Below are 21,895 nucleotides of genomic sequence, written 5' to 3' on the forward strand. Positions count from 1 at the left end.
TGTCATTTCGACGAAGGAGAAATCACATAACGAGAACAAATATCTTGTGTGATTTCTCCTTCGTCGAAATGACAAAAGCATACAGTTTTAGTGTCCTAAATTATTCTAATACCGAATAATCACCTATACTAATGCTGGTGAAATTACCATCAAAACTAGCGTGATTCCCAATCATGGCATTGTCCAGATTAGCATTTTTAATATGCGCATGTGTTTGCACCAAACTGTTCTTAATACTGCTGTCAATTACGTGGCAGCCATTTCCTAAAGACACATTAGGACCAACTGTAGCGTTAATCAAAACTACATCTTCGCCAATAAAACAAGGCTCAATAATGGTTGAATTTTCAATTTTTATCTTTGGAGAAACCAAACTTTCTTTATCCTCAGCCAGGAAAGCCAGCATTCTGGAATTGGTTTCTACCGTTACATTTTTGTTTCCGCAATCCATCCAGGCACTTACTTCACCGGTTTTAAAGATTTTTCCGTTGGCCATCATGTTTTTAATACCATCGTTAATTTGGTATTCGCCACCATTTTGGATGTTGTTGTCTAAAACGTTTTGCAATTCCTGTTTTAAAACAGCTATATCTTTGAAATAATAAATCCCGATAACTGCCAAATCACTAACGAATTCTTTTGGTTTTTCAACCAATTCGATGATTTCGTTTTTCTCATTTAATTTTACCACACCAAAGGCTTCCGGATTTTCAATTTGTTTTACCCAGATTACCGAATCAGCTGTTGGATCCAATTCAAAATCAGCTCTGATTAAAGTATCGGCATAAGCAATTACTGCAGGACCCGAAAGCGAATCTTTGGCACACATAATCGCATGTCCTGTTCCTAAAGCTTCATTTTGATAATAAATAGTTCCTCTCGCGCCTAATTTTTCGGCGATAGCAATTAAATCCTGTTCTACTTTTTCACCAAAACTTTCGTGAATAATAAAAGCAACTTCTTCAATTTCCTGATTCAAAACTCCGGCAATATCTTCCACTAATCGATGAACAATTGGTTTACCGGCTACCGGGATTAATGGTTTAGGAATGGTTAATGTATGTGGGCGTAAACGTGAACCACGTCCGGCCATTGGAACGATTATTTTCATATTTCTTGCCCGCGAATGCGGGTATCTTTTAAATTAAACTTTATTCTCTTATTTTATTAAAATTGAAATTCCAATTTAAGCTTATATCCAACCACGTTGGATTCATATCTTCTATTAATTTTACTTTCCAATCTCTTTTCCATTTTTTTAATTGTTTTTCTCTTTTTGTAGCATCAAAACCATTTTCCCATTCTTCAAAATAAATTAACTTATCACAATTATATTTTGCCGTAAAAGAATTTGAATAAACTTTTAGTTTATGTTCTTTAACTCTTTCTATTAAATTATCTGTTACTCCAATGTAAATTACTCCTTTATGTTTATTTGACATAATATAAACAAACCATAATTTCATTTTAAAAATTTAATTTATTTTAAAACTTTTTGCTTTAGAAGAAAGTTTTCTGCTTCCCATATTGAACACAAGATTCCTGCTTTCGCAGGAATTATTTTACCCCTGTGCTGCCAAAACCGCCTGCTCCTCTTGAAGTTTCAGTTAATTCTTCCACTTCAATCCATTCGGCGCGTTCGTATTTAGCAATAATTAATTGGGCAACTCTTTCTCCGTTTTGAATTTCAAAAGCCTGATTGGATAAATTCACCAAAATGACTCCTATTTCTCCGCGGTAATCGGCATCAACCGTTCCGGGGCTATTCAAAACCGTAATTCCGTGTTTGGCCGCCAGTCCGCTTCTTGGTCGCACTTGCGCTTCATAACCTATCGGTAATTCGATAAAAAGACCGGTTTTAACGATGGTTCTGTCTAAAGGCTGTAAGACTATCGATTCGGTTAAATTTGCTCTTAAATCCATTCCTGCCGAAGCTATGGTTTCATAACTTGGTAAAGCATGTTGCGATTTATTGATAATGTTTATTTTCATATTATAAATATTGTTATAAAAACAAATATCCGCTTATTGCGGCGGTTTGCTTTTAGTTTTAAGAAGGCCTATTAAAGTTTCTTTCTCGTTATGGTAAATAAAATAAAGGAACAACAATAATAAACTGATTCCAACAAAGTAATTTTCTCTAAAGCGATAAAAAGAAATCACGGAAAACAAAACCGACAAACCTAAATAACCTCCAATTTTTTGGAAATCATAAGGAATAGGATAATATTTGTTTCCAAGATAATACGAAATCAACATCATGCTTCCATAAGCCGCCAATGTTGCTATAGCCGAACCTACATAACTCATTGAAGGAATCAACATAAAGTTAAGTACCAAAGTAACAATTGCTCCTACAATAGAAATATAAGCACCCACATAGGTTTTATCAATCAACTTATACCAAACAGAAAGATTCGTATAAATTCCCAAACAGAAATTGGCCAGAATAATCAAAGGAACCACTTTCATCGCTACCCAATAGGATTCGTCGCGAATCATGATGAATTTGAACAAATCAGCAAATACAATCACACTTAACATAATAAACGAACCAAAGATGACAAAATACTTCGTTACCATTGCATAAGTTTTCGGTGCATTCTCATTTTTAGCATGGCTAAAAAAGAATGGCTCAATTCCAAGTGTATAAGCCGTACGATACAAAACCATAAACAAACCTAATTTATAACAGGCTGAATAAACCCCTACTTCATCATCAGCGATACTTTTTGGCAGTAATTTAGACAATAGAATTTTATCAAATTGTTCGTTGATGGCAAAAGCGATTCCGGCTACCAAAATAGGCAATCCATAGACCATCATTCGTTTCCATAGATTAAAATTAATCTTCCATTTTAAGAAAACATAATCCGGTGACAAAACAACAAAAGTCAATAAACTGGCAATAATATTGGCTAAGAAAATATAGCCTACCTGAAAATTCTCAATGTAAAAAGAACCAACGATACCTGTTGGATTCAAATCCGATAATTTAGGCAAGTACACTAAAAACAAAACACTTAGCAAAAGATTGACTAAGACATTTCCAATTTTAATAACAGCATACATTATTGGCCTCTGTAAAGCTCTTAACTTAGAAAAAGGAATAATTACCAAAGCATCCAGAACTAAAATCCAAATGGCATAAGTAATGTATTGTGAGTCGATACCGGACCAATCGGCTAATGTAGTTCGGAATAAAAGAGCTGCAACTAAAAACATCATAGTTGTCCAAAAAATGGAAACCATTGAGGTTTCAACAACCGACTGTTTATCTTCTTCCTTGTTGTAAAATCTAAAAAAGGCCGTTTCCATTCCGTAAGCCAAAATCACATTGAAAAAAATCATCCAGGCAAATATGATGGTGACTTTCCCGTACTCATCTTTGGGAAGCAAATCGGTATATAAGGGCACTAATAGGAAGCTAAACATCCTAGGAACAACCGTAGCAAGTCCGTAAATGGCCGTTTGTTTAAAAAGATTTTTATATAATCCCAAAATATGGTGTTTATTATTTTTTTTACAAAAACAAAAATAACGAAATCTTTGGTTATTCAGTATTCGATTTCTAATGATTATTTTTTCTTTTAATAGTTTAAAATTAACTCATTTAGACTTTTAAAAGTGTTTGATGAACAGGCTATAAAAACAAAAAAAGCGGTTGAAAAAATTCAACCGCCTTAGTATATAAAGTAAATATTCTTAAGCGTTCAATGCTTCTGCTCCACCAACAATCTCTAAGATCTCATTAGTAATCGCAGCCTGACGTGCTTTGTTATACGTTAATTTCAATTGGTTTCTCAACGCAGTTGCATTATCAGTTGCTTTGTGCATAGCCGTCATACGCGCACCGTGCTCAGAAGCAAAAGAATCACGGATTCCTTTGTACAATTGTGTTTTTAATGATTTAGGAATCAATGTCAACACGATTTCTTCTTTTGATGGTTCGAAAATATAATCTCCGGCAGCTACATTTAAATCTGATTTAACAGGAGCTAATGGTAAAAATTGTTCTGTTTGAACGATTTGAGTAGCAGCATTTTTAAATTGATTGTAAACCAATTCGATTCTGTCGTACTCTCCATCAACAAATTTTTGAGTTAATGTTTCAGCAATAGCAGCTACATTATCAAAAGTTAAATCATCAAAAACAGTACTTTGATTAGCAACTACTGTATTGGTTTTACTTAAAACATCATTTCCTTTTTTACCGATGGCAAAAACGTCAACTTGTTTTCCTTCATAAAATGCAGCACGATTTTTAACTTCTTTAATTACATTTGAATTAAAAGCACCGCATAAACCTCTGTTAGAAGTAATAGCTACTAATAAAACTTTTTTGATTTCACGTTGTGTAGTGAATTCTTCTCCTACTCCTCCCTCAAGAGTTGCAGAAAGATTTTGTAATAATTCCGTTAATTTTTCGGCATAAGGGCGCATGGCTGTAATTGCATCCTGAGCTTTTTTAAGCTTAGCTGCAGAAACCATTTTCATCGCCGATGTGATTTGCATCGTAGATGAAACGGAAGTAATTCTATTACGGATTTCCTTTAAATTTGCCATTTTTTTGTAAAAGTTTGGAGTTGGAAGATGGAAGTAGGAAGTTAGATTTTAACTTCTAACTTCCAGCTTCTAACTTTTTTCTTAGTTATATTTTGCAGAAACTTCTTTCGCCACAGCCTCGATTACGTCTGTAATTTCGTCTGTTAATTTTCCGGCTTTCAAAGCATCAAGAGTAGCTCTGTGCTTAGCGTTTAAGAATTCCAAGAAATCTTTCTCGAATTCTTTTACTTTAGCAACAGGAACATTTCTCAATAAGTTTTTAGAACCAGCATAGATAATTGCTACTTGGTCTTCAACAGTATAAGGGTCGTTCAAACCTTGTTTCAAGATTTCAACGTTTCTTTTTCCTTTTTCAATTACGTTTAAAGTAACAGCATCCAAATCAGAACCAAATTTCGCGAAAGCTTCTAATTCACGGAATTGAGCCTGGTCTAATTTTAAAGTACCAGATACTTTTTTCATTGATTTAATTTGAGCATTACCTCCAACACGAGATACAGAGATACCTACGTTGATTGCAGGACGAACCCCAGAGTTGAACAAATCACCATCAAGGAAAATTTGTCCGTCGGTAATAGAGATTACGTTTGTTGGGATATATGCAGAAACGTCACCAGCCTGAGTTTCGATAATTGGTAAAGCTGTTAATGAACCTCCACCTTTAACGATTCCTTTGATAGACTCTGGTAAATCGTTCATGTTTTTAGCAATTCCATCATCAGCGATAACTTTACAAGCACGCTCTAATAAACGAGAGTGTAAGTAGAAAACGTCTCCAGGATATGCCTCACGTCCCGGTGGTCTTCTTAATAAAAGAGATACCTCACGGTAAGCCACAGCTTGTTTAGATAAATCATCATAAACAATTAAAGCCGGACGTCCAGAATCTCTGAAGTATTCTCCGATAGCAGCACCTGCCATAGGAGCATAAACCTGCATTGGAGCAGGGTCAGAAGCATTAGCAGCAACGATAACTGTATAAGCCATTGCTCCTTTTTCTTCTAACATTTTTGCAATTCCTGCTACAGTTGAAGCTTTTTGCCCAATTGCAACATAGATACAGAATACTGGCTTACCAGCATCATAAAATTCTTTTTGATTTAAGATAGTGTCAATACAAACAGTTGATTTACCTGTTTGACGGTCACCAATAACCAACTCACGTTGACCTCTACCAACCGGGATCATAGCATCTACTGCTTTTACACCTGTTTGTAATGGCTCAGTAACTGGTTGACGGAAAACTACTCCAGGAGCTTTTCTTTCCAAAGGCATTTCATATAATTCACCAGCAATTGGTCCTTTTCCATCAATTGGAAAACCAAGAGTGTTTACTACACGTCCTACCATTTGTTCTCCTACTTTAAGAGAAGCAATACGTTGTGTTCTTTTTGCAGTAGAACCTTCTTTGATTCCTGTAGATGGTCCTAAAAGTACCACACCTACGTTATCTTCTTCTAAGTTCAATACAATAGCCTCAAGACCATTTTCAAATTCTACTAACTCTCCGTATTGTACATTTGAAAGCCCGTAAATACGAGCAATACCATCTCCAACTTGAAGTACCGTTCCTACTTCCTCCAGCGTAGCGCCAGATTCAAAACCTTCTACTTGCTTTCTTAATATTGCTGAAATTTCAGCAGGTTTGATTTCCGCCATCTTAATTTATAATTTAGACACTTAATGTGCAATAAAACTAGTTACTTAATTCTCTTTTTAATACTTGTAATCGGTTAGCGATAGAAGCATTGTACTGCTTATCGCCTATTCTTAAAATAAATCCCCCAATGATTGCCGGATCTACTACATTTTTAATTGTTACTTTTTTATCTGACAAAGATTCGATTTTAGCCAAAACTTTAGCTTCTAAACCAGCATCCATAGGGATAGCAGTAGTTACTACAGCTACTTCTAAACCATTAGCCTCATCAAATAATTCAGAATATGCTACTGCAATAGCTTCAAGGATTTCAAATCTTTTATTTTCGAATAATAAATGAAAGAAACCTTTAGTTACACCATTAACATTAGCAAAAACTTCCAATAGTGCATTTTCTTTTACATCAACACTAATAGTTGGACTTTGAATAAACGTATTTAATTCAGAGTTACTTTTAATAGTTGAAGCAATTAAAACCATATCGTTATTAATCTCGTTAGCAACTCCTATTGAGTCTGCCATACTAAGAATCGCTTTTGCGTAACGAATTGCTGCTCTTGTACCTGCCATAATCTTAGTTTAGCTTTACGTCACCTAACATTTTCTCAACTAATTTAGTTTGAGCTTCAGTGTTAGATAATTCGTCTTTCAATAATTTCTCTGCAATACTCAATGACAAAGTAGAAACCTGCAATTTCAATTCAGCCATAGCTGCATTTTTTTCGCTGTTAATTGCTGCTTTAGCCTGCTCAATCATTTTCTCACCTTGTGCCTGAGCTTCACCTTTAGCATCTGCAATCATCTTCTCTTTCATCTCACGAGCTTCTTTCAACATCGCATCACGCTCCGCTCTTGCCTCGTTCAAAATTCTTTGATTGTCAGCTTGCAAATTTTGCATTTCTTTTCTTGCGTTTTCAGCAGATTCTAATGCGTTTTTGATTCCTTCTTCTCTTTCATTAACTGCATCAAGAATAGGTTTCCAAGCGAATTTTTTCAATAATAATATTAATCCAACAAATATTAATACTTGCCAAAAAAACAAACCAAACTCAAACTGATTTATTAACTTTTCCATTATATATAATTCTAAGTTTTATATTCTAAATTTAATCTTGTTGCATTGCTGCAATGTAATGTTTTAATTTTAAAACAATAGTTACAACCAACCGTTGCAACTATTGCTTTTTTTAGTTTTAATTAAGCTGCGAATAAAGCTGCGAAACCAATACCTTCAATAAGTGCAGCAGCGATAAGCATAGCTGTTTGGATTTTTCCTGAAGCTTCTGGTTGACGAGCAATAGCGTCCATTGCTGAACTACCAATTTTACCAATACCTAAACCTGCTCCGATAACGATTAATCCAGCTCCAATAATTTGTGGAATTTCCATGATATATATATTAAAAATTAAACATTCAAATTAATCTTAGATTTTTGACTTCTGATTTTAGATTTATGAAATCTAAATTCTTAAATCTTAAATCTGCTTTTTAGTGGTGCCCTTCTTCGTGGTGGTGTTCTTCAACAGCCGCACCAAAATAAAGTGCCGATAACATTGTGAAAATATAAGCCTGCAAGAATGCAACTAAAATTTCAAGGATAGAAAGTGCAAATGCTAATCCAAAAGATAACGGACTTCCAATCCAGCTTTTAAAGATAAACATTAAAGCAATAATACTCATCAATACAATGTGTCCTGCAAAAATATTCGCGTACAAACGAATCATTAATGAGAAAGGCTTGATGAAAACACCTAACAACTCAATTGGTGCTAAAATAATACGCATTGGTTTTGGCACACCCGGCATCCAGAAAATGTGTCCCCAATAGTTTTTATTAGCTGTTAAGTTTGTAATTAAGAAAGTTAAAAATGCTAATGAGAAAGTAATTGTTAAGTTACCTGTAGCATTAATTCCCAGTGGAGTTAATCCGAAGATATTTAAGAACAATACAAAGAAGAAGATTGTCAATAAATAACTCATGTAGTTTTTGTATTTTTTCTCACCAATGTTTGGAATCGCAATTTCGTCACGAACATATACTACTAATGGTTCAAAAATACGACCTACTCCAGAAGCAATTCCTCCGTTTTTAGCGTAAGATTTAGCCAGACTTGTAAAAATGAAAAACATCAATATAGCAGCGGCAATAATTGAAACTACTGTTTTAGTAATTGAGAAGTCAATAGGACGAACATTGGTAGGGAAACCAGTTTCTTCATTTTCATGAATTGTTCCTGAAGCATCTGTTCTGTAAATTTTACCATCGTGGTGGTTGATAGCATAATAGTTACCTTTAGATTCTGCTACTTCTTTTCCATGGTGGAATTTTGCAGAAGAAAAAACGTGTAATTCATTATTATCCCATAAAATAACCGGTAATGGGAATCCCCAGCTTTCTCCGGTTTCATCATCCTGAGTTAATGAGAAATCATGAGAATCTAAAACGTGGTGACCAATGAACGCTTTAATTTTAGATTTTAAATCTGTTGGTTCAGCATGAGCTCCTTCATGATGCCCTTCGGCTGCTACTTCGTGAGTGGCTTCTACCTTTACTTGTGCCGAATCAACTTCTTGATTTGCAAAACTTACCAATGGAAGACACGCTAAAAATGTTGCTATTATAAATCTAAGTGGTCTCTTTAAAATCACCATAATTACTAAATATGTTATATTTACGTTTCTAAAATTTGGCGCAAAGGTACATTATTATTTAATATCTAAAAGGATATAAAAATATATTTTTTTTAATCTCTCATTAAAGCCTCAAATTTAAGGCTTTTTGCTTAATATTCTTATAGTTACAACTGTCTCAATTGTCAAAAAAAGGACAAATAGTACAAAAAAATTAATCTTCTCTATTCTAATGTCGTAATGACTGATATTTAAAATCGGCTTTAAGAGCAAATAATAGAAAATAAGTTTGCTGCTGGTTAACAACAAAAAAGACATTCCTAACTGATCGAAATTGCGTTTTTTAATCATTAAAAGAATAAAAATGATTAACAGCGACAACAAAAAAAAGATAGCATACAATTTTTCTATGCTGTAATAAAAAGTCTCCTGATTGATTTTAAAAAAATAAAAAACCAACTTATGCACCACATAAGCTACGACTACCGAAATAAATAAAAAAAGAAGGTCTTTGTAATTTTTTAAAATCATAATTGTTGTTTGTCCAAAAATTCATCAAAATTAATTTCCCCGTCTCTAAGAGTGTAATTTTGATAAATTTTAAATAATTTTTTCACCTTTTAGCGACGCGGGGAAAGAAAATTTATTCTTTGTCTTTATTAATCTCGTTTACCTGCCTTATTACATTATATAGTGCTAAGAAGACTCCCACCATAACCAATATTTTATTGTAATAAATCTTAGGATGTGGATGATTTTCGTCGAGCCAGTCGCCCAGATAGGCAAACAAAAAAATAATTACTCCCATTTGTATGGGAATATTAATCAAAGCGAGCCACTTGCCCGGTTTCTTATTGTTGGGCTTCGTTTCCATCATCTATTATACTACTGCTTTCTTTCATGATACAGGAAGCCGAAAAATCGGCTCCGGGTTCTACGGCTAATTTCCCCACGGTAACAGCACCCTGAATACTTGCTTTGGATTTAATATTTAACAATTCAGCTACGGCAATTGTTCCGTTAAATTTTCCTTCAATATCAGCATTTTTACAACTAATGTCTCCCGTAACACTTCCCGTAGGCCCTATGACCAACTTTCCCATTGACTGAAAATTCCCTATCAGTTCGCCGTCTAATCTAAAATCAGCCTTCGAAATAATATCTCCTTTTATGATTGTTCCTTCCACAATTCTGTTGGTTTTTCCTAAAAGGTCGGTGTAGGGTTTTTCTTTTTTATTAAACATCACAATTATTTTTTGGCTTCTAAATAAGACTTTAGGTTTTTCTTAATTTGAACTATTTTATAATTTTCGTTAGAAATAATTATAGGAGCAGTCGTTATTTGGTAACTTGGATTTTCTTTTAAAACACCCGCCACACTACTTGCATATTCCTGCGTGGAAATACCCTGAACGATAACAAAACCTTCGTTCTCAGCATAAGAATTATAAGCCAGATTTAATTTCTGAGCATTCTCTGCATTGATAAATTTGTTAATTTTTTCCTCAATGGCTTTTTTATCAGCAGCAGCATTTGTAGCTACCGGATACAAAATCTTCCAATGGCTTGATACTTTAAAATCAAAATCCATTTGTTCCAATAACGGAATTTGCTCTGCCAGAATAGTATGTGCTTTTTTACCTTCTTCAGTATTTGGATAAGTCGCAGCCACATATTCCAATGCAGTTTTATAAGCAACTAATCCTTTTTGTTTTCCAATGGTATTGGCTTTTAACAGTTCTAATTTAGGCACGACTTCTTCTCCCGAAAACTGATTGATTAATCCGTCCACTTTTGCTGCAACAGCTTCAAACTCTTCGTTGTTATATTGCTGGTACAGTTTTTTGTAAACTTCCTCCGGACTTCCTTCTTCAACAATTACATTGGAATTGTTTAAAATTTGCGCATATCGCGAATATGGATATTGAGCTTTAATCCGGTTTTTGATTTCCTCAGCCTTGTCATTATTGGTAATTTGATAAATTTTATACAAATTATACCAACTCGGAAGCACTAATTTTTCTGCGGGTTGATTGGCTAATAACTGCTCTAATTTTTTGGCAGCTAAATCGTATTCTTTGAACTTTTCTTTATAAATAAGTCCCAACTGATAATAAGCATCATTGCGCTCTTTGGCAATACTGTCAATGGCTGTTGCTGAAACCGGAAGTTGTTGTACATAAAACTCAGCCGTATATTTTGGTTCTGTTACTTTTTCTTTTTCTTTCGAAGTTTCCTCCACTATTGTTTCCTGTTCCTGAACTTCAAGTGAATCTGTAGCGACAGCTACATTAGCATTTAGATTAGTCGATGAAGAAAGCCTCCAAAATCCAGTTGCTGTACGTTTTCCCCAATTTTTCTTAAAGGCAATTTTTCCAAAAGATACCGTTGAAGGGTTGTAAAAATAAAAACTGCTCTCTGCTCCAAGACCAGCCATAGAAGGCGGAGTAAATGCAGCCACAGCTGCTGCTTTTCCATTTGCCGAAACGGCAACATCAGCCGTAGATGATTTACTGTTTCTCTCGATATTCTTTTGCTTTTCGGCTTCTTTTTCCTCTAAAATTCTTTTGGCTTCATCTGACTTTTTTAGTTTTTCGATGTAACCGTTAAAATAAGCCGTTTTTTCGGGTTCAGGTAAGGCAACCACATTCAGAATACTGTCATTTCTGGTAGCTATGTCTTCATAGAAAATTACTTCATCGAGATTTTTACGCACTTTTTCAATATGAATAAATTCTCTGGTTTTAGGATTTAGTTTTACTAAAGTACTGTCGTAATATTTAGCAGCCAATGGATAACGTGCATTTCTAAAATGCATATTTCCAATATTTCTGTAGTCGGACGCTATTAAATAATTATCGGTTTTAGCCTTTTTTAAAGAAGCATTGTAATATTGCAAAGCTTTCTCGTCCTTGCCTTGCTTGTCATAGAAAACGCCCATTTGGTAATTTAAAATATCCAAAAAAGGACGATTTTCACGATTTTCTAAAAGTTTATGGAATTTTTCATCAAAGGCAAATTTATCCCCATTTTGATAATCAAATAATGCCGCTAATCTTGCCTGAGATTGCATCATGTATTTTCTATCGGCTTTTCGATTCATTTTGATAACCGCCTGATAATACTCTTTTGCGATTTCATTCTGACCAATTTCCTCGTGCAGTTGTCCCAGAATAAAACGGTATCTGGCTCTTTCATTATTTCGTCTTGTAAAGATTACGGCTTCTTTCAACTTGACAATGGCACTGTCTTTTTCTTCCAAGTTTAAAAAAGAAGCTGCCAAAAGTGCATTAGCATCAGCCAAAACCTGTTTTTGAGGTTTGTGCTCTTTGATCATTTTGCTAATATTTTTGATCACCAAAGCATCGTTACCCAAACGCATATTGGTTTTTTCACGCCAAATTTTAGCTTCTTCAATTCGGCTGCTATTGGGATATTTGTACAAAATATAATTAAATGCATCCAGCGCCGGAATAAATCGCTGATCGTAGTAACGGGATTTTCCTAACAATAAATAAGCTTCATCAATTTGCGAATTGCGTTCTTTGCCGCCAATATTCATCGAATGTTTTTGAATGGCTTTAGTAGCTTTGGCTTCTGCCAATTTAAAATCGGCATTTTTTGTGGTATCTACTACAATATCTTCGTTGATGTGCATGGGTTCAATAGACAAACGCTCCCAAAAATTATCTTCGTTACTGGCTTCGATGCCTTTAATTCCTTTGTCTAAGCCTATTTGACCGTTGTATAAAATATTGTACTGAGTACTTAAAGCATGTGAATTTCTAGCCAAAAAAGTATCATTTCTAGTAGAACAGGCTACCAAAACACACAAACATCCTAAAGGAATTGAATATTTAAATTTATTGGTTTTCAATGATTCGCAGTTTTTATCATTAAACTTTTAAAAAGTTTTTTTAGTATAATGACTGGTAAAAATACGTTTCTTTTTGAAATATAGAAATTTAAACATCTATTCTTTTCTATTGAATCATTTTACGCTATTAACTTATTGATTTTATATCTTTTGCAAAAAATCAAACCAATTTATATTTTCTGACTGTTCTAAAATGTTCTATTGCAATCATAATTAAATGGAAGGCGTTCAAAAAAAAGTAAAAAGGCATTAACCATTCGATAAATTTTCCCAAAAACGGTTCATTATTATAATGGCGATACAAACGACTATAGCTACTTGAATATACGTAAATAACGCAAAATTGTAAAACAAGAAACCACCAACTCTTTTGAATCAATTTTCCAGAAATTGTTTTTGATTTTGTTTTCGAAATAAAAAATAGACTAATTATTCCGCCAAAACAAAATAAAAAATATACCGAATAAAAAACTAGTTTTACAGTATTATAAACAAATTCTTCTGGATATAACGTTGTAATGATTGCTATTAAAAAACTAAAAATAGCAGCAGCTGGAAACAAGAATTTATATTGACCTTTAAAAAATGAAGAAAACTTTTCCATAACTATTCTTGGAGCTGCAAATTTTCCTGAAGGATTAATTTCTTCCAATTCTCTTTCCCATTTAAGCATAGCTTTAGAAAAAGCAACATCAAAATTAGATTCTTCGGTTTCTAATTCAATATCCGTTACAATATGATCCAGTAATTCCAGTTTAATTTCTTCATAAACCACACCTTTATCTATTAACGTTTGGTCAATAATTGCAATTTGTTCGTTGGTTAATTTCATAGCTCGAAAATTAAAATTCTAATTTTGGATTCACTAAACTCTGCATATTTCTAATAAAATCTTCCAATTCCGAGAGTCGATTGACGGTTTCTTTTTCTCCCGATTCTGTTAGTTTATAATATTTTCGCATACGATTATCTACTTTTTCAATCTCTACATCAAGAAAACCATCGGCTTCCAGTTTATGCAAAGCAGGATAAAGTGCCCCTTCGGTAATATTCAATTCTCCTTGCGTAATAGCTTTTACTTTTTGGGTAATTTCATAACCATACATTTTACCATTTTCTTCTAATAATTTCATGATAATGGTATTTAGACTGCCTTTGTATAATTGTGAGTTTTTCATGATCGCTTTCATTTTGAATAACAAACATACATAAGTTTCTTATACATAACAAATTTAGGTATTAAATTTTTATCTTTTGATTTTAAGAAGCTATTCCGTTTGCTATCTTTGTCAAAAATTATATCACATGCCCAATTTTTTGAAACTCATTATAAAAGAGGTTAAAAGAGAAACCGCCGCTGCCGTTTCGATTCTATTTAATGTACCTGAAGAATTAAAAGACAATTATAAATTCATTGCGGGACAGTACGTAAATATCCGATTAACATTGGACGGAAAAGAAATTCGTCGTGCGTATTCCATTTGTTCTTCGCCTGAAAGTGGCGAATTGCGCATTGCCGTAAAAGCCGTAAAAGATGGTTTGTTTTCTCAATTTGCCAATAGCCAGTTAAAAGCAGGCGATATGCTCGAAGTAGGAAAACCGGAAGGAAAATTTACTTTTGAACCCGATGCACACAAACAAAAAAATTATGTTGCTTTTGTTTCAGGAAGCGGAATCACGCCAGTTTTGTCTATACTGAAATCGGTTTTAAAAAGCGAACCAAAAAGTTCTTTTGTATTGGTTTACGGAAATAAATCGCCTGAAGAAACCATTTTTCACCAGGAATTACATGACTTGCACCTGCAATATGTAAACAGATTGTTTGTGCATTATGTATATAGTCAGGCCAAGGCTGATGAAGCTTTGTTTGGTCGAATTGATAAATCGGTGGTGAATTATGTTTTGAATAACAAACACGCTGCCTTAGAATTTGAAAAGTTCTATTTGTGCGGTCCTGAACAAATGATTGATACGGTTTCGGGAATTTTGAAAGAGAAAAACGTAAAAGATTCGGCCATTAAGTTTGAATTGTTCACGGCATCCGCTTTTGAAAATGAAATCAAAGAGTTGAGCGGACATTCGAAAATTACCATTATGGTGGACGACGAAGAGACGTCTTTCGAAATGTCTCAAAAACAAACCATTCTGGAAGCCGCTTTAAAACAGGGAATCGATGCACCTTATTCCTGCCAGGGCGGAATTTGCAGCAGCTGTCTTTGCCGCGTGACAGAAGGAAGTGCCGAAATGAAGAAAAACTCTATCCTAACCGATAAAGAAATTGCCGAAGGCTTAGTATTAAGCTGTCAGGCTCATCCAACATCAGATACTATCTATGTGGATTATGATGATGTTTAATCAGATGGCAGATTTTAGATTGCAGATTTCAAAAATTAAATATTTAACGAAAACTTCTCTGAAAAGGGAAGTTTTTTGTTTTAAGGATGTTGGGGTTTTTCTTATATTAGCAAAGAGTTTTAAACAAAATATTGATTTTTGTTACATTATTAGTTAACTTTGCTATGGAAAAAATTCGACAAATCATATTTTATCAAGATTACTTTTTGGAGTTTTATAATCTTCAAAACGAAAAAGTTCAAAAGAAAATTGATGAAGTTCTTTTTATGATTACTGTTTTAGAAAGAATTCCTAAAAAATTCTTTGATCATTTGAGCGGAACAAATGGTTTGTATGAAATTAGAATTGAATTTGGAGGCAATATATTTAGAATATTTTGTTGTTTTGACGAAGGCAAACTAATTGTCCTTTTTAATGGTTTCCAAAAGAAATCTCAAAAAACTCCAAAAAGTGAAATAGAGAAAGCGGAAAAACTTAAAGAAGCCTATTTTAAGATAAAAGACAATGAAAAAAGAAAATAACATTACAACTTTTGATGAACTTTTAGAATCCAAATATGGAAAGCCAGGAAGTTCAGAAAGAATCAATTTTGAAATTAAAGCTAAAGCATTTGCAATTGGCGAATTGATAAAAGAAGAGCGCAGACTAGCCCATTTAACTCAACAAGAACTAGCAGATAAAACCGGAACTAAAAAAAGTTTTATCTCAAGAATTGAAAATGGTCATACAGATATTCAACTTTCTACTTTGTATCGATTATTAGAAATTGGATTAGGAAAAAAAATTTCTATTTCAATAGCTTAAAAATTACAAACTAGTGCAAGCATTTTAGTTTGTAAAGATTTAATATCTAATTTTTAATCTATACACACCATGAAATCCATTCGGGAAATATTCAAGAACAATCCTTCGCTTCTGGACGAACCGGAAGTGCAACAACTTATAGATTATTGTGAAGAATTACAAGACGAAATTGTGGAGTTTAAATTTCAAAAAACAGACAATAAAGAACTCGCCATGCTTGATATGCTCAAAGAAGTGATTAAAGGCTGCAACGCCATCGAAAAAGAGCAAATGGAACACGACCGTTATGGTTATCCCGCACCCGATTATCAGGAAACCATTTCGAATCTAAAAAACTATATTTATGAGCGATGTAAAGACGAAAAGATTTATTTGTAAATGAAATTCCAAATTCCAACGGCATAAAAATTAGGATTTACTACAAAAACGCATTCCAAAAGAACATGTTTTTCTGTCTTTTGTTTTCTTCCTTATCATCGCCATAACTAAACCAATCCTTCGTTTTTTCTTCAATCATTGTTCTTAATCCTTTTAAATCATACATTTTTTTGGCTGTAATGGGTTTTATTTCGGAAGCGTTAGTGAATGTTACATCAACTTTAGTAGCAATATAAGAAGTATATAATCGTGGAATGGTAAGTCCTAAAATCATACCCGGCAAACCGGAAATGGAACAAGGACCGCCCGAAATGGTAATGTCATCCGTATAAAAAGCAAATACATATACATCGTCCATGATTTTACCTACGGCTTTTCGGCAATTGTAACCGGCTATTTCCCTGTTTTCATTGGTGATTTTCCATTCAATTTTTGGAATACTATCAGCTATAACAAAATTAGTTCCTACTATTTGTTTTTGCATACTCATAGTTCCGGTTGTAAAATCAAAATACCAGCTGTTTTCTTCATCAGCATCTTTTTCGTGTTTTGGTATTCTTGTTTTTGGACTCCATCTGTCAAATTTGAATAGACTTTTATTATCGGCGAAAGTATAATTGAAATAGGATATTTTCAGGTCAGACAGATTCTCTTTCAGCATCTCGTCCCAACTGTCATTAGACATCGTTTTTTTTAGATTGGTACTTACTTCATATTCAATTACAGCTTTATCTACAAATTGCTGCGCTTGTAATGTGCTTGTAAAAATAAATGCTGCTATAAAAAAAAGTATTGGTTTCATCGTTTGTAAATTATGTATTAGAAGTTATAAGTTGTGAAATTCTCATTGAAATTTCCAGTCGTTACAACTCATTATTTTTTTTCTGTTCCGTTTCCGTTTTTAAAATTCCAGGTAAAGCCTACCATCACATATCTTTTAAGCCTGTCGTTTTGTTCTTCTCCTACAATATTTTCATAATTATATCTGTTTATGCCTACGTTTTGATTCAAAATATCCCGTATCATGATATAAGCCGTAAACTCGTCTTTTTTAAAGGTGCGTTGCAATCTTGCATTCCACAATTGATTACTAAGATTGTCCTGAAAATCAGCCGTTTTTTGTCTGGTATTCAAATTGTAATCGGTAGAAAGTTTCCACTTTTCTCTGAAATAAATTCCGGCATCCAAGCTTAAATTATTGGTGTTAAATGATTTTATTTCATCGTTTTGAGAAGTACGGTTTCGGTTATTTGAAAAACTATTACTTAAACTGAATTCGTATTTCTTTTCTTTGAATTTATTTAAATAAACCGAAAATCCTGAATTCAAATTACTTGAATTATTGAGTTTGTTATTAATACTAAGTACTGATTTATTATAGCTAAGCGACGGATTAAGATTGACACGTAAATCTATTTTTTTTATCTTAAATCCATATCCAAAATAAAAATTACCCGAGAAATTACCGTTTGTGTTTATAGGTGTGGAAATTGTTTTAGCGCTTTCCGGATCTATATCTCTGTTATAGGTAATTAAATTAGAAGTCGTTCTAAAATTAATACTTTGGTAAAAATGCGATTCTGTCAAAATACTATAACTACTGTGCGATATTCTTATATTGTTGCTAAAGGATTGTTTTAAATCCGGATTACCCACAACCTGATTAAAGAAATCCTGATTGTTTCTTAAAGGTTGCAATTGATCTATTGTAGGCTGTCTGGTTGCTCCCTGATAATCAAGACGCAAATTACTGTTGCTTTTGTACTTATAAGTAAAATTGGCAGCCGGGAAAAGATTAGTGTAATTACGCTTGTATTCTTTGTCCATGGTTTGATCTAACAAATCAAATGAAGTAAAACCAAAACCACTTCCAAAACTATAATTGATTTTTTTAGCATTGTAACTCAATTTTATATTGGGCCTGTGAGTTGTTATTTCCTGTTTGAACTGGTTTGATAAAGCATCTACAACCACATCATATTCGCTGGTATCTTCAGAATAATCATAGGTTAGATAATTGCTTTTACCCGTATTATAAGTAAGTTGATAGGCAAATTGTAATGCGAATTGCTTGCTCAACGGCTCGGTATAAGTAACATTTACAGCTAAATTTTGATTTGTTCTCTCTCCTACTTTATTTTGATTCACATCGGTTCTGGAAGCAAAAACACCTCCTTCATAACTTTCGTTGAAAGACTTTAAAAAATTATTTGAATTGGTATTCAGGCTGCTCCAACTCCCGTTTACCGAAAATGTACGACGGGCTTTGGCAAATTTATGTTTAAACAAAATACTCGCAAACAAAGATTCCTTATCCGAATTTGTAGTAAATGTTTTTTGCTGTTTGTTCTTCAGCACTCCATCTGCTCCGGTAGTGGTTCCGTTAGTAAATTCATCACTTTCAGTATCATAAAAATTAGTTCTGGCGGTAAATTTTATAGAGTTTAAAGAATCTAATTTTACATCATAAGTAGCATTTAGTTTAAAATTACTTCTGTTTACATTACTTACTGTAGATGTGTTTTCGTTTAATTGGGTTTCTCCTATTCGTGTTTGGGTAAATCTGGTATTATTGTTATTGTAAATTTGATTATTGAATTTTGGCGACACATTCAATGTTTGTTTATCATTCCACTTGTTGCTGTACTGCAATCCTGCATTAGTGTTTTTGATAAAACCATTTTGAGTATTTATATAAGGTTCTTCGTCATTATTGCCGCCTGTCCATTCATAACTTACATTTCCATCGTCGTCCATATTCATGCTGATATCATCACGACCTCCAAATCGATCGCTATCCTGCCAGCTCAATCCATCCTGCCCGGTATTTCCATTCAATAAAAATGCCGACAGTTTTCTTTTTCCTTTAAAACTGCTAAACATCGAATTGGTGTTATATCGGGAATCTGCATCCGAAAATGGTTCATTTGCCGCATCTATTTTACCAAAATAACCTTTCTTTTTATCTTCCTTTAATTTCAGATTAATTGTTTTTTTAGTTTCACCATCATCAATTCCTGTAAACTCGGCCTGATCGCTTTTCTTATTAAAAACCTGAACTTCTTTCACCGCATCGGCTCTTAAGTTTTTTACCGCCATACCCGGATCATCACCAAAAAATTCTTCGCCATCTACCAATACTTTTTGTACCGTTTCACCCATTGCTTTGATTACTCCATTTTTATCTACCTGTATTCCCGGCAGTTTTTTAAGTAATTCTTCAACGTTAGCATTAGCATCTACTTTAAAATCACTGGCTCTGTAGCTGGTAGTGTCGCCTTTAATTCTGATTGAACCGGCTTTTACAACTACTTCCCGAAGCACTTCTATTTTACTTTTCAAAGCAATATTTCCCAGTTTTATATCGCCTCCGTTAGCAAGTACAGCATCTACATAATCAGCATATTGACTATGCGAAGTCATCAATATATAATTTCCTGATTTTACATCTTTAAAATTAAATTTACCCTGTTGGTCCGATCGGGTAAACTTATATAAAACAGAATCGACAGGAGTAAGTAAAGCCACAACCGAATTATAAACCGGAGTTTTATCTTTACTATCAGTTATAAGACCTGAAATAGTAGCTTTTTGGGAAAATGCTGAAAAAGAGAATAAGAACAAAATTGCAATTGTTAATGTAATTTTTGGCATAAAATAGTTTCTGTTTATATTGTATTAACATCTAAAAAAGCAACTTGATAAAAAAAGTTCCTCTTTTTCCTGAATTAATCCAGAGTTGTAAGACCTAACTCACAGAGAGCCAAAATAGTATTTTTTACACTTATAATTTAAAAGCTATTTGTTAAATAATTGGTAAAATTATTCTTTCAATAAAAAAACTGAGGAAATATCAAGCTTGAGTAAGAATGTAGCCTAATTTACTTATTGACAATTATTTAAAATTTTCACAACGGAATCAACGCTAATGGTACGCATAACATCTTCATAGCCTTCCACTTTTTTATTTCCATATACCGAAGTAGGTAATTTTGGAAACAAATTTCTATCGGCAACCAAGGCATTTTCCAAGGACTGATTAAAAGGCGAAAAACCGGCAAAAGGATGTGTAGCACCCCAAAGTGTTATGACTTTTACGCCAAGCATCGCTGCAATATGAGCGTTTCCGGAATCCATAGAAAGCATCACATCAAGATTGCTAATGAGTTGTAATTCCTGCTGAAATTTGATTTTTCCAGCCATATTGATGACGTTTTCATAAGGTTTCGAAATAGAATCTAAGATTTCAATTTCTTTTTTTCCGCCACCAAAAAGAAGTATTTTATTATCTTGGTTTTGTGCCAATTGTGCAATAACTTCCTGCATTAAATCCAAAGGATACACCTTAGAATCATACTGTGCAAAAGGTGCAATTCCGATTAATTTTTCGTGATTTTCGCCAATTATTTCCAGAATATCAGCATTTAAAACAGCTTTTTCAGGAAATGTTGGATTAGACAAATCAAGCTTGAAACCAAGTTCTTCAAACACTTTTACATGTCTTTCAAACATTGTTGGCAATTGTACGAATACTTTATTTTCGGATCTGGTTAAGGCCTTTTTTCCGGCTCTTCCTTTGTCAACAGAAGCTGTTTTTTTTCCGCTCAAAGCAAAAAGTGTTCTCACAACTTTAGAACGAAGTACATTATGCAAATCGGCAAAAGCATCAATTTTTAACTTTCGTAAATCATTAAACAATCGAATCAGACCCGGAAAGCCTTTATGTCGTTCTTTTTCATCAAAAGCAAAAAAAGTAACATTAGGTATCGATTCGAAAAAAGGTTTAAAAAACGGTCGGGAAATGACCGTTATTTTAATATTAGGATACTGTTTTACAAAAGCCCGTAAAACAGGAACCGTCATAGCAACATCTCCCATTGCGGAGAGTCTCATGACGGCTATATGTTGAATTTTTGAAGTCAACTGACTCTCCAAATTATTTCTTCCCCTGGTACAAAACAGGATTCAATTCATCATCGTTGTACATTTTCATTTGTTTGTACACTTTCATGAATTTATCGCCGTTTTCAATATCCGTCAACAAATCATCAATTGCCGTTGACAAATCAGTTCTTTGTTCTAAAAGTACATTTAGTTTTTCCTGGCATTTATCTCTGTGTTCTTGTGAAGCTTCAGCACGAGTCGCTTCTTCAGTCATGTGATAAATTTTCAATGCTAAAATTGACAAACGGTCAAATGCCCAAGCCGGACTTTCGGAGTTGATTTTAGCATTCTCTTTTACATGAACTTTACTGTATTTTTGAAGAAAATAACTATCAATATATTCCACCATATCCGTACGTTCCTGATTAGAAGCATCGATTCTTCTTTTTAAAGTCAAAGCCGCAACAGGATCAATTTGTGGATCACGAATGATATCTTCAAAATGCCATTGAACCGTATCAATCCAGTTTTTTAAATACAATAAATGCTCGAACTGATCCTTTGGGTAAGGATTATTTATAGGTTGATCCACATTATCAAATTGGTGATAATCTTTTATACTTTGTTCAAAAACGGAATAGGCTAATTTTGAAAACATCTTTATCTTTTTATTTGGACAAAGATACTTTTTATACTTTTATAAAAAAATTAGATTCCAACTTTCTCACTGTCATTTCTA

Annotated in this window: 23 protein-coding genes; 4 read left to right on the forward strand and 19 right to left on the reverse strand. The window is 33.5% G+C overall.

The window, feature by feature from the left end:
- Positions 1-100 precede the first annotated feature (100 nt).
- From IEV84_RS03115 to IEV84_RS03185, 15 genes are all read right to left on the reverse strand, one after another.
- Entirely contained in the window at positions 101-1,111 is a 1,011-nt protein-coding gene (locus tag IEV84_RS03115; protein WP_188492310.1) for a sugar phosphate nucleotidyltransferase, read from the reverse strand.
- A gap of 40 nt (positions 1,112-1,151) precedes the next feature.
- Positions 1,152-1,466 (reverse strand): GIY-YIG nuclease family protein, encoded by a 315-nt coding sequence (locus tag IEV84_RS03120; RefSeq protein ID WP_229732584.1) that lies wholly within the window; start codon positions 1,464-1,466, stop codon positions 1,152-1,154.
- Between the two features lie 91 nt (positions 1,467-1,557).
- Entirely contained in the window at positions 1,558-1,992 is a 435-nt protein-coding gene (gene dut, locus IEV84_RS03125; protein ID WP_188492312.1) for a dUTP diphosphatase, read from the reverse strand.
- A gap of 33 nt (positions 1,993-2,025) precedes the next feature.
- Positions 2,026-3,501, reverse strand: coding sequence for a lipopolysaccharide biosynthesis protein (locus tag IEV84_RS03130; RefSeq protein WP_188492314.1), 1,476 nt, complete (start codon positions 3,499-3,501; stop codon positions 2,026-2,028).
- A gap of 204 nt (positions 3,502-3,705) precedes the next feature.
- The gene (gene atpG / locus IEV84_RS03135) at positions 3,706-4,566 is read right to left on the reverse strand and encodes an ATP synthase F1 subunit gamma (RefSeq protein WP_188492315.1); all 861 of its coding nucleotides are present in this window, start codon (positions 4,564-4,566) and stop codon (positions 3,706-3,708) included.
- An 81-nt stretch (positions 4,567-4,647) separates the two neighbouring features.
- Positions 4,648-6,225, reverse strand: coding sequence for a F0F1 ATP synthase subunit alpha (gene atpA / locus IEV84_RS03140; protein ID WP_188492317.1), 1,578 nt, complete (start codon positions 6,223-6,225; stop codon positions 4,648-4,650).
- Positions 6,226-6,262: 37 nt separating this feature from the next.
- Positions 6,263-6,796 (reverse strand): ATP synthase F1 subunit delta, encoded by a 534-nt coding sequence (atpH, locus tag IEV84_RS03145; RefSeq protein ID WP_188492319.1) that lies wholly within the window; start codon positions 6,794-6,796, stop codon positions 6,263-6,265.
- Between the two features lie 4 nt (positions 6,797-6,800).
- Positions 6,801-7,301 (reverse strand): F0F1 ATP synthase subunit B, encoded by a 501-nt coding sequence (locus IEV84_RS03150; RefSeq protein WP_071184333.1) that lies wholly within the window; start codon positions 7,299-7,301, stop codon positions 6,801-6,803.
- 122 nt (positions 7,302-7,423) lie between these two features.
- Positions 7,424-7,615, reverse strand: a complete 192-nt coding sequence (gene atpE, locus IEV84_RS03155) for an ATP synthase F0 subunit C (protein WP_026712861.1) — start codon at positions 7,613-7,615, stop codon at positions 7,424-7,426.
- Between the two features lie 100 nt (positions 7,616-7,715).
- Positions 7,716-8,879: a F0F1 ATP synthase subunit A gene (gene atpB, locus IEV84_RS03160; protein ID WP_188492321.1), complete on the reverse strand. Its 1,164-nt coding sequence runs from the start codon at positions 8,877-8,879 to the stop codon at positions 7,716-7,718.
- Between the two features lie 622 nt (positions 8,880-9,501).
- Positions 9,502-9,732, reverse strand: coding sequence for an AtpZ/AtpI family protein (locus IEV84_RS03165; protein ID WP_188492975.1), 231 nt, complete (start codon positions 9,730-9,732; stop codon positions 9,502-9,504).
- Positions 9,710-10,102: a bactofilin family protein gene (locus IEV84_RS03170; RefSeq protein WP_188492323.1), complete on the reverse strand. Its 393-nt coding sequence runs from the start codon at positions 10,100-10,102 to the stop codon at positions 9,710-9,712. The genes IEV84_RS03165 and IEV84_RS03170 overlap by 23 nt, the downstream gene beginning before the upstream one ends.
- A gap of 5 nt (positions 10,103-10,107) precedes the next feature.
- Complete coding sequence (porW, locus tag IEV84_RS03175) at positions 10,108-12,735, reverse strand: type IX secretion system periplasmic lipoprotein PorW/SprE (RefSeq protein WP_188492325.1); 2,628 nt, start codon at positions 12,733-12,735, stop codon at positions 10,108-10,110.
- Between the two features lie 160 nt (positions 12,736-12,895).
- Positions 12,896-13,567 (reverse strand): hypothetical protein, encoded by a 672-nt coding sequence (locus IEV84_RS03180; protein ID WP_188492327.1) that lies wholly within the window; start codon positions 13,565-13,567, stop codon positions 12,896-12,898.
- A 10-nt stretch (positions 13,568-13,577) separates the two neighbouring features.
- Complete coding sequence (locus IEV84_RS03185) at positions 13,578-13,913, reverse strand: PadR family transcriptional regulator (protein ID WP_026712854.1); 336 nt, start codon at positions 13,911-13,913, stop codon at positions 13,578-13,580.
- Positions 13,914-14,040: 127 nt separating this feature from the next.
- Here IEV84_RS03185 and IEV84_RS03190 point away from each other — a divergent pair, with 127 nt between their 5' ends.
- From IEV84_RS03190 to IEV84_RS03205, 4 genes are all read left to right on the forward strand, one after another.
- The gene (locus IEV84_RS03190) at positions 14,041-15,090 is read left to right on the forward strand and encodes a ferredoxin--NADP reductase (RefSeq protein WP_188492329.1); all 1,050 of its coding nucleotides are present in this window, start codon (positions 14,041-14,043) and stop codon (positions 15,088-15,090) included.
- A 131-nt stretch (positions 15,091-15,221) separates the two neighbouring features.
- Positions 15,222-15,611 (forward strand): type II toxin-antitoxin system RelE/ParE family toxin, encoded by a 390-nt coding sequence (locus tag IEV84_RS03195; RefSeq protein ID WP_306451640.1) that lies wholly within the window; start codon positions 15,222-15,224, stop codon positions 15,609-15,611.
- Positions 15,595-15,894: a helix-turn-helix domain-containing protein gene (locus IEV84_RS03200; RefSeq protein WP_188492330.1), complete on the forward strand. Its 300-nt coding sequence runs from the start codon at positions 15,595-15,597 to the stop codon at positions 15,892-15,894. The genes IEV84_RS03195 and IEV84_RS03200 overlap by 17 nt, the downstream gene beginning before the upstream one ends.
- A 69-nt stretch (positions 15,895-15,963) precedes the next feature.
- Positions 15,964-16,272: a hypothetical protein gene (locus IEV84_RS03205; RefSeq protein WP_188492332.1), complete on the forward strand. Its 309-nt coding sequence runs from the start codon at positions 15,964-15,966 to the stop codon at positions 16,270-16,272.
- Between the two features lie 40 nt (positions 16,273-16,312).
- Here IEV84_RS03205 and IEV84_RS03210 read toward each other — a convergent pair whose 3' ends face one another.
- The 4 genes from IEV84_RS03210 to IEV84_RS03225 form a co-directional block, all read right to left on the reverse strand.
- Positions 16,313-17,074 carry a GLPGLI family protein gene (locus IEV84_RS03210; RefSeq protein WP_188492335.1) on the reverse strand — a complete coding sequence of 254 codons (762 nt, stop codon included), beginning with the start codon at positions 17,072-17,074 and terminating at the stop codon, positions 16,313-16,315.
- Between the two features lie 71 nt (positions 17,075-17,145).
- Positions 17,146-19,926, reverse strand: coding sequence for an outer membrane beta-barrel family protein (locus IEV84_RS03215; protein WP_188492337.1), 2,781 nt, complete (start codon positions 19,924-19,926; stop codon positions 17,146-17,148).
- A gap of 231 nt (positions 19,927-20,157) precedes the next feature.
- The gene (locus tag IEV84_RS03220; RefSeq protein WP_188492339.1) at positions 20,158-21,165 is read right to left on the reverse strand and encodes a glycosyltransferase family 9 protein; all 1,008 of its coding nucleotides are present in this window, start codon (positions 21,163-21,165) and stop codon (positions 20,158-20,160) included.
- A 43-nt stretch (positions 21,166-21,208) separates the two neighbouring features.
- Positions 21,209-21,814 carry a DUF4254 domain-containing protein gene (locus tag IEV84_RS03225; protein ID WP_188492341.1) on the reverse strand — a complete coding sequence of 202 codons (606 nt, stop codon included), beginning with the start codon at positions 21,812-21,814 and terminating at the stop codon, positions 21,209-21,211.
- Between the last annotated feature and the right edge of the window lie 81 nt (positions 21,815-21,895).

Origin of the sequence: Flavobacterium palustre (genome assembly GCF_014639535.1) — a bacterium.
GTDB classification, from domain to species: Bacteria; Bacteroidota; Bacteroidia; order Flavobacteriales; family Flavobacteriaceae; genus Flavobacterium; species Flavobacterium palustre.

Coding starts and splice junctions, on each gene's coding strand:
- IEV84_RS03115 (WP_188492310.1), bottom strand. CDS start 1,111: ATGAAAATAATCGTTCCAATGGCCGGACGTGGTTCACGTTTACGCCCA.
- IEV84_RS03120 (WP_229732584.1), bottom strand. CDS start 1,466: ATGAAATTATGGTTTGTTTATATTATGTCAAATAAACATAAAGGAGTA.
- dut (WP_188492312.1), bottom strand. CDS start 1,992: ATGAAAATAAACATTATCAATAAATCGCAACATGCTTTACCAAGTTAT.
- atpG (WP_188492315.1), bottom strand. CDS start 4,566: ATGGCAAATTTAAAGGAAATCCGTAATAGAATTACTTCCGTTTCATCT.
- atpA (WP_188492317.1), bottom strand. CDS start 6,225: ATGGCGGAAATCAAACCTGCTGAAATTTCAGCAATATTAAGAAAGCAA.
- atpH (WP_188492319.1), bottom strand. CDS start 6,796: ATGGCAGGTACAAGAGCAGCAATTCGTTACGCAAAAGCGATTCTTAGT.
- IEV84_RS03150 (WP_071184333.1), bottom strand. CDS start 7,301: ATGGAAAAGTTAATAAATCAGTTTGAGTTTGGTTTGTTTTTTTGGCAA.
- atpE (WP_026712861.1), bottom strand. CDS start 7,615: ATGGAAATTCCACAAATTATTGGAGCTGGATTAATCGTTATCGGAGCA.
- atpB (WP_188492321.1), bottom strand. CDS start 8,879: ATGGTGATTTTAAAGAGACCACTTAGATTTATAATAGCAACATTTTTA.
- IEV84_RS03165 (WP_188492975.1), bottom strand. CDS start 9,732: ATGGAAACGAAGCCCAACAATAAGAAACCGGGCAAGTGGCTCGCTTTG.
- IEV84_RS03170 (WP_188492323.1), bottom strand. CDS start 10,102: ATGTTTAATAAAAAAGAAAAACCCTACACCGACCTTTTAGGAAAAACC.
- IEV84_RS03180 (WP_188492327.1), bottom strand. CDS start 13,567: ATGAAATTAACCAACGAACAAATTGCAATTATTGACCAAACGTTAATA.
- IEV84_RS03185 (WP_026712854.1), bottom strand. CDS start 13,913: ATGAAAAACTCACAATTATACAAAGGCAGTCTAAATACCATTATCATG.
- IEV84_RS03190 (WP_188492329.1), top strand. CDS start 14,041: ATGCCCAATTTTTTGAAACTCATTATAAAAGAGGTTAAAAGAGAAACC.
- IEV84_RS03200 (WP_188492330.1), top strand. CDS start 15,595: ATGAAAAAAGAAAATAACATTACAACTTTTGATGAACTTTTAGAATCC.
- IEV84_RS03205 (WP_188492332.1), top strand. CDS start 15,964: ATGAAATCCATTCGGGAAATATTCAAGAACAATCCTTCGCTTCTGGAC.
- IEV84_RS03210 (WP_188492335.1), bottom strand. CDS start 17,074: ATGAAACCAATACTTTTTTTTATAGCAGCATTTATTTTTACAAGCACA.
- IEV84_RS03215 (WP_188492337.1), bottom strand. CDS start 19,926: ATGCCAAAAATTACATTAACAATTGCAATTTTGTTCTTATTCTCTTTT.
- IEV84_RS03220 (WP_188492339.1), bottom strand. CDS start 21,165: ATGAGACTCTCCGCAATGGGAGATGTTGCTATGACGGTTCCTGTTTTA.
- IEV84_RS03225 (WP_188492341.1), bottom strand. CDS start 21,814: ATGTTTTCAAAATTAGCCTATTCCGTTTTTGAACAAAGTATAAAAGAT.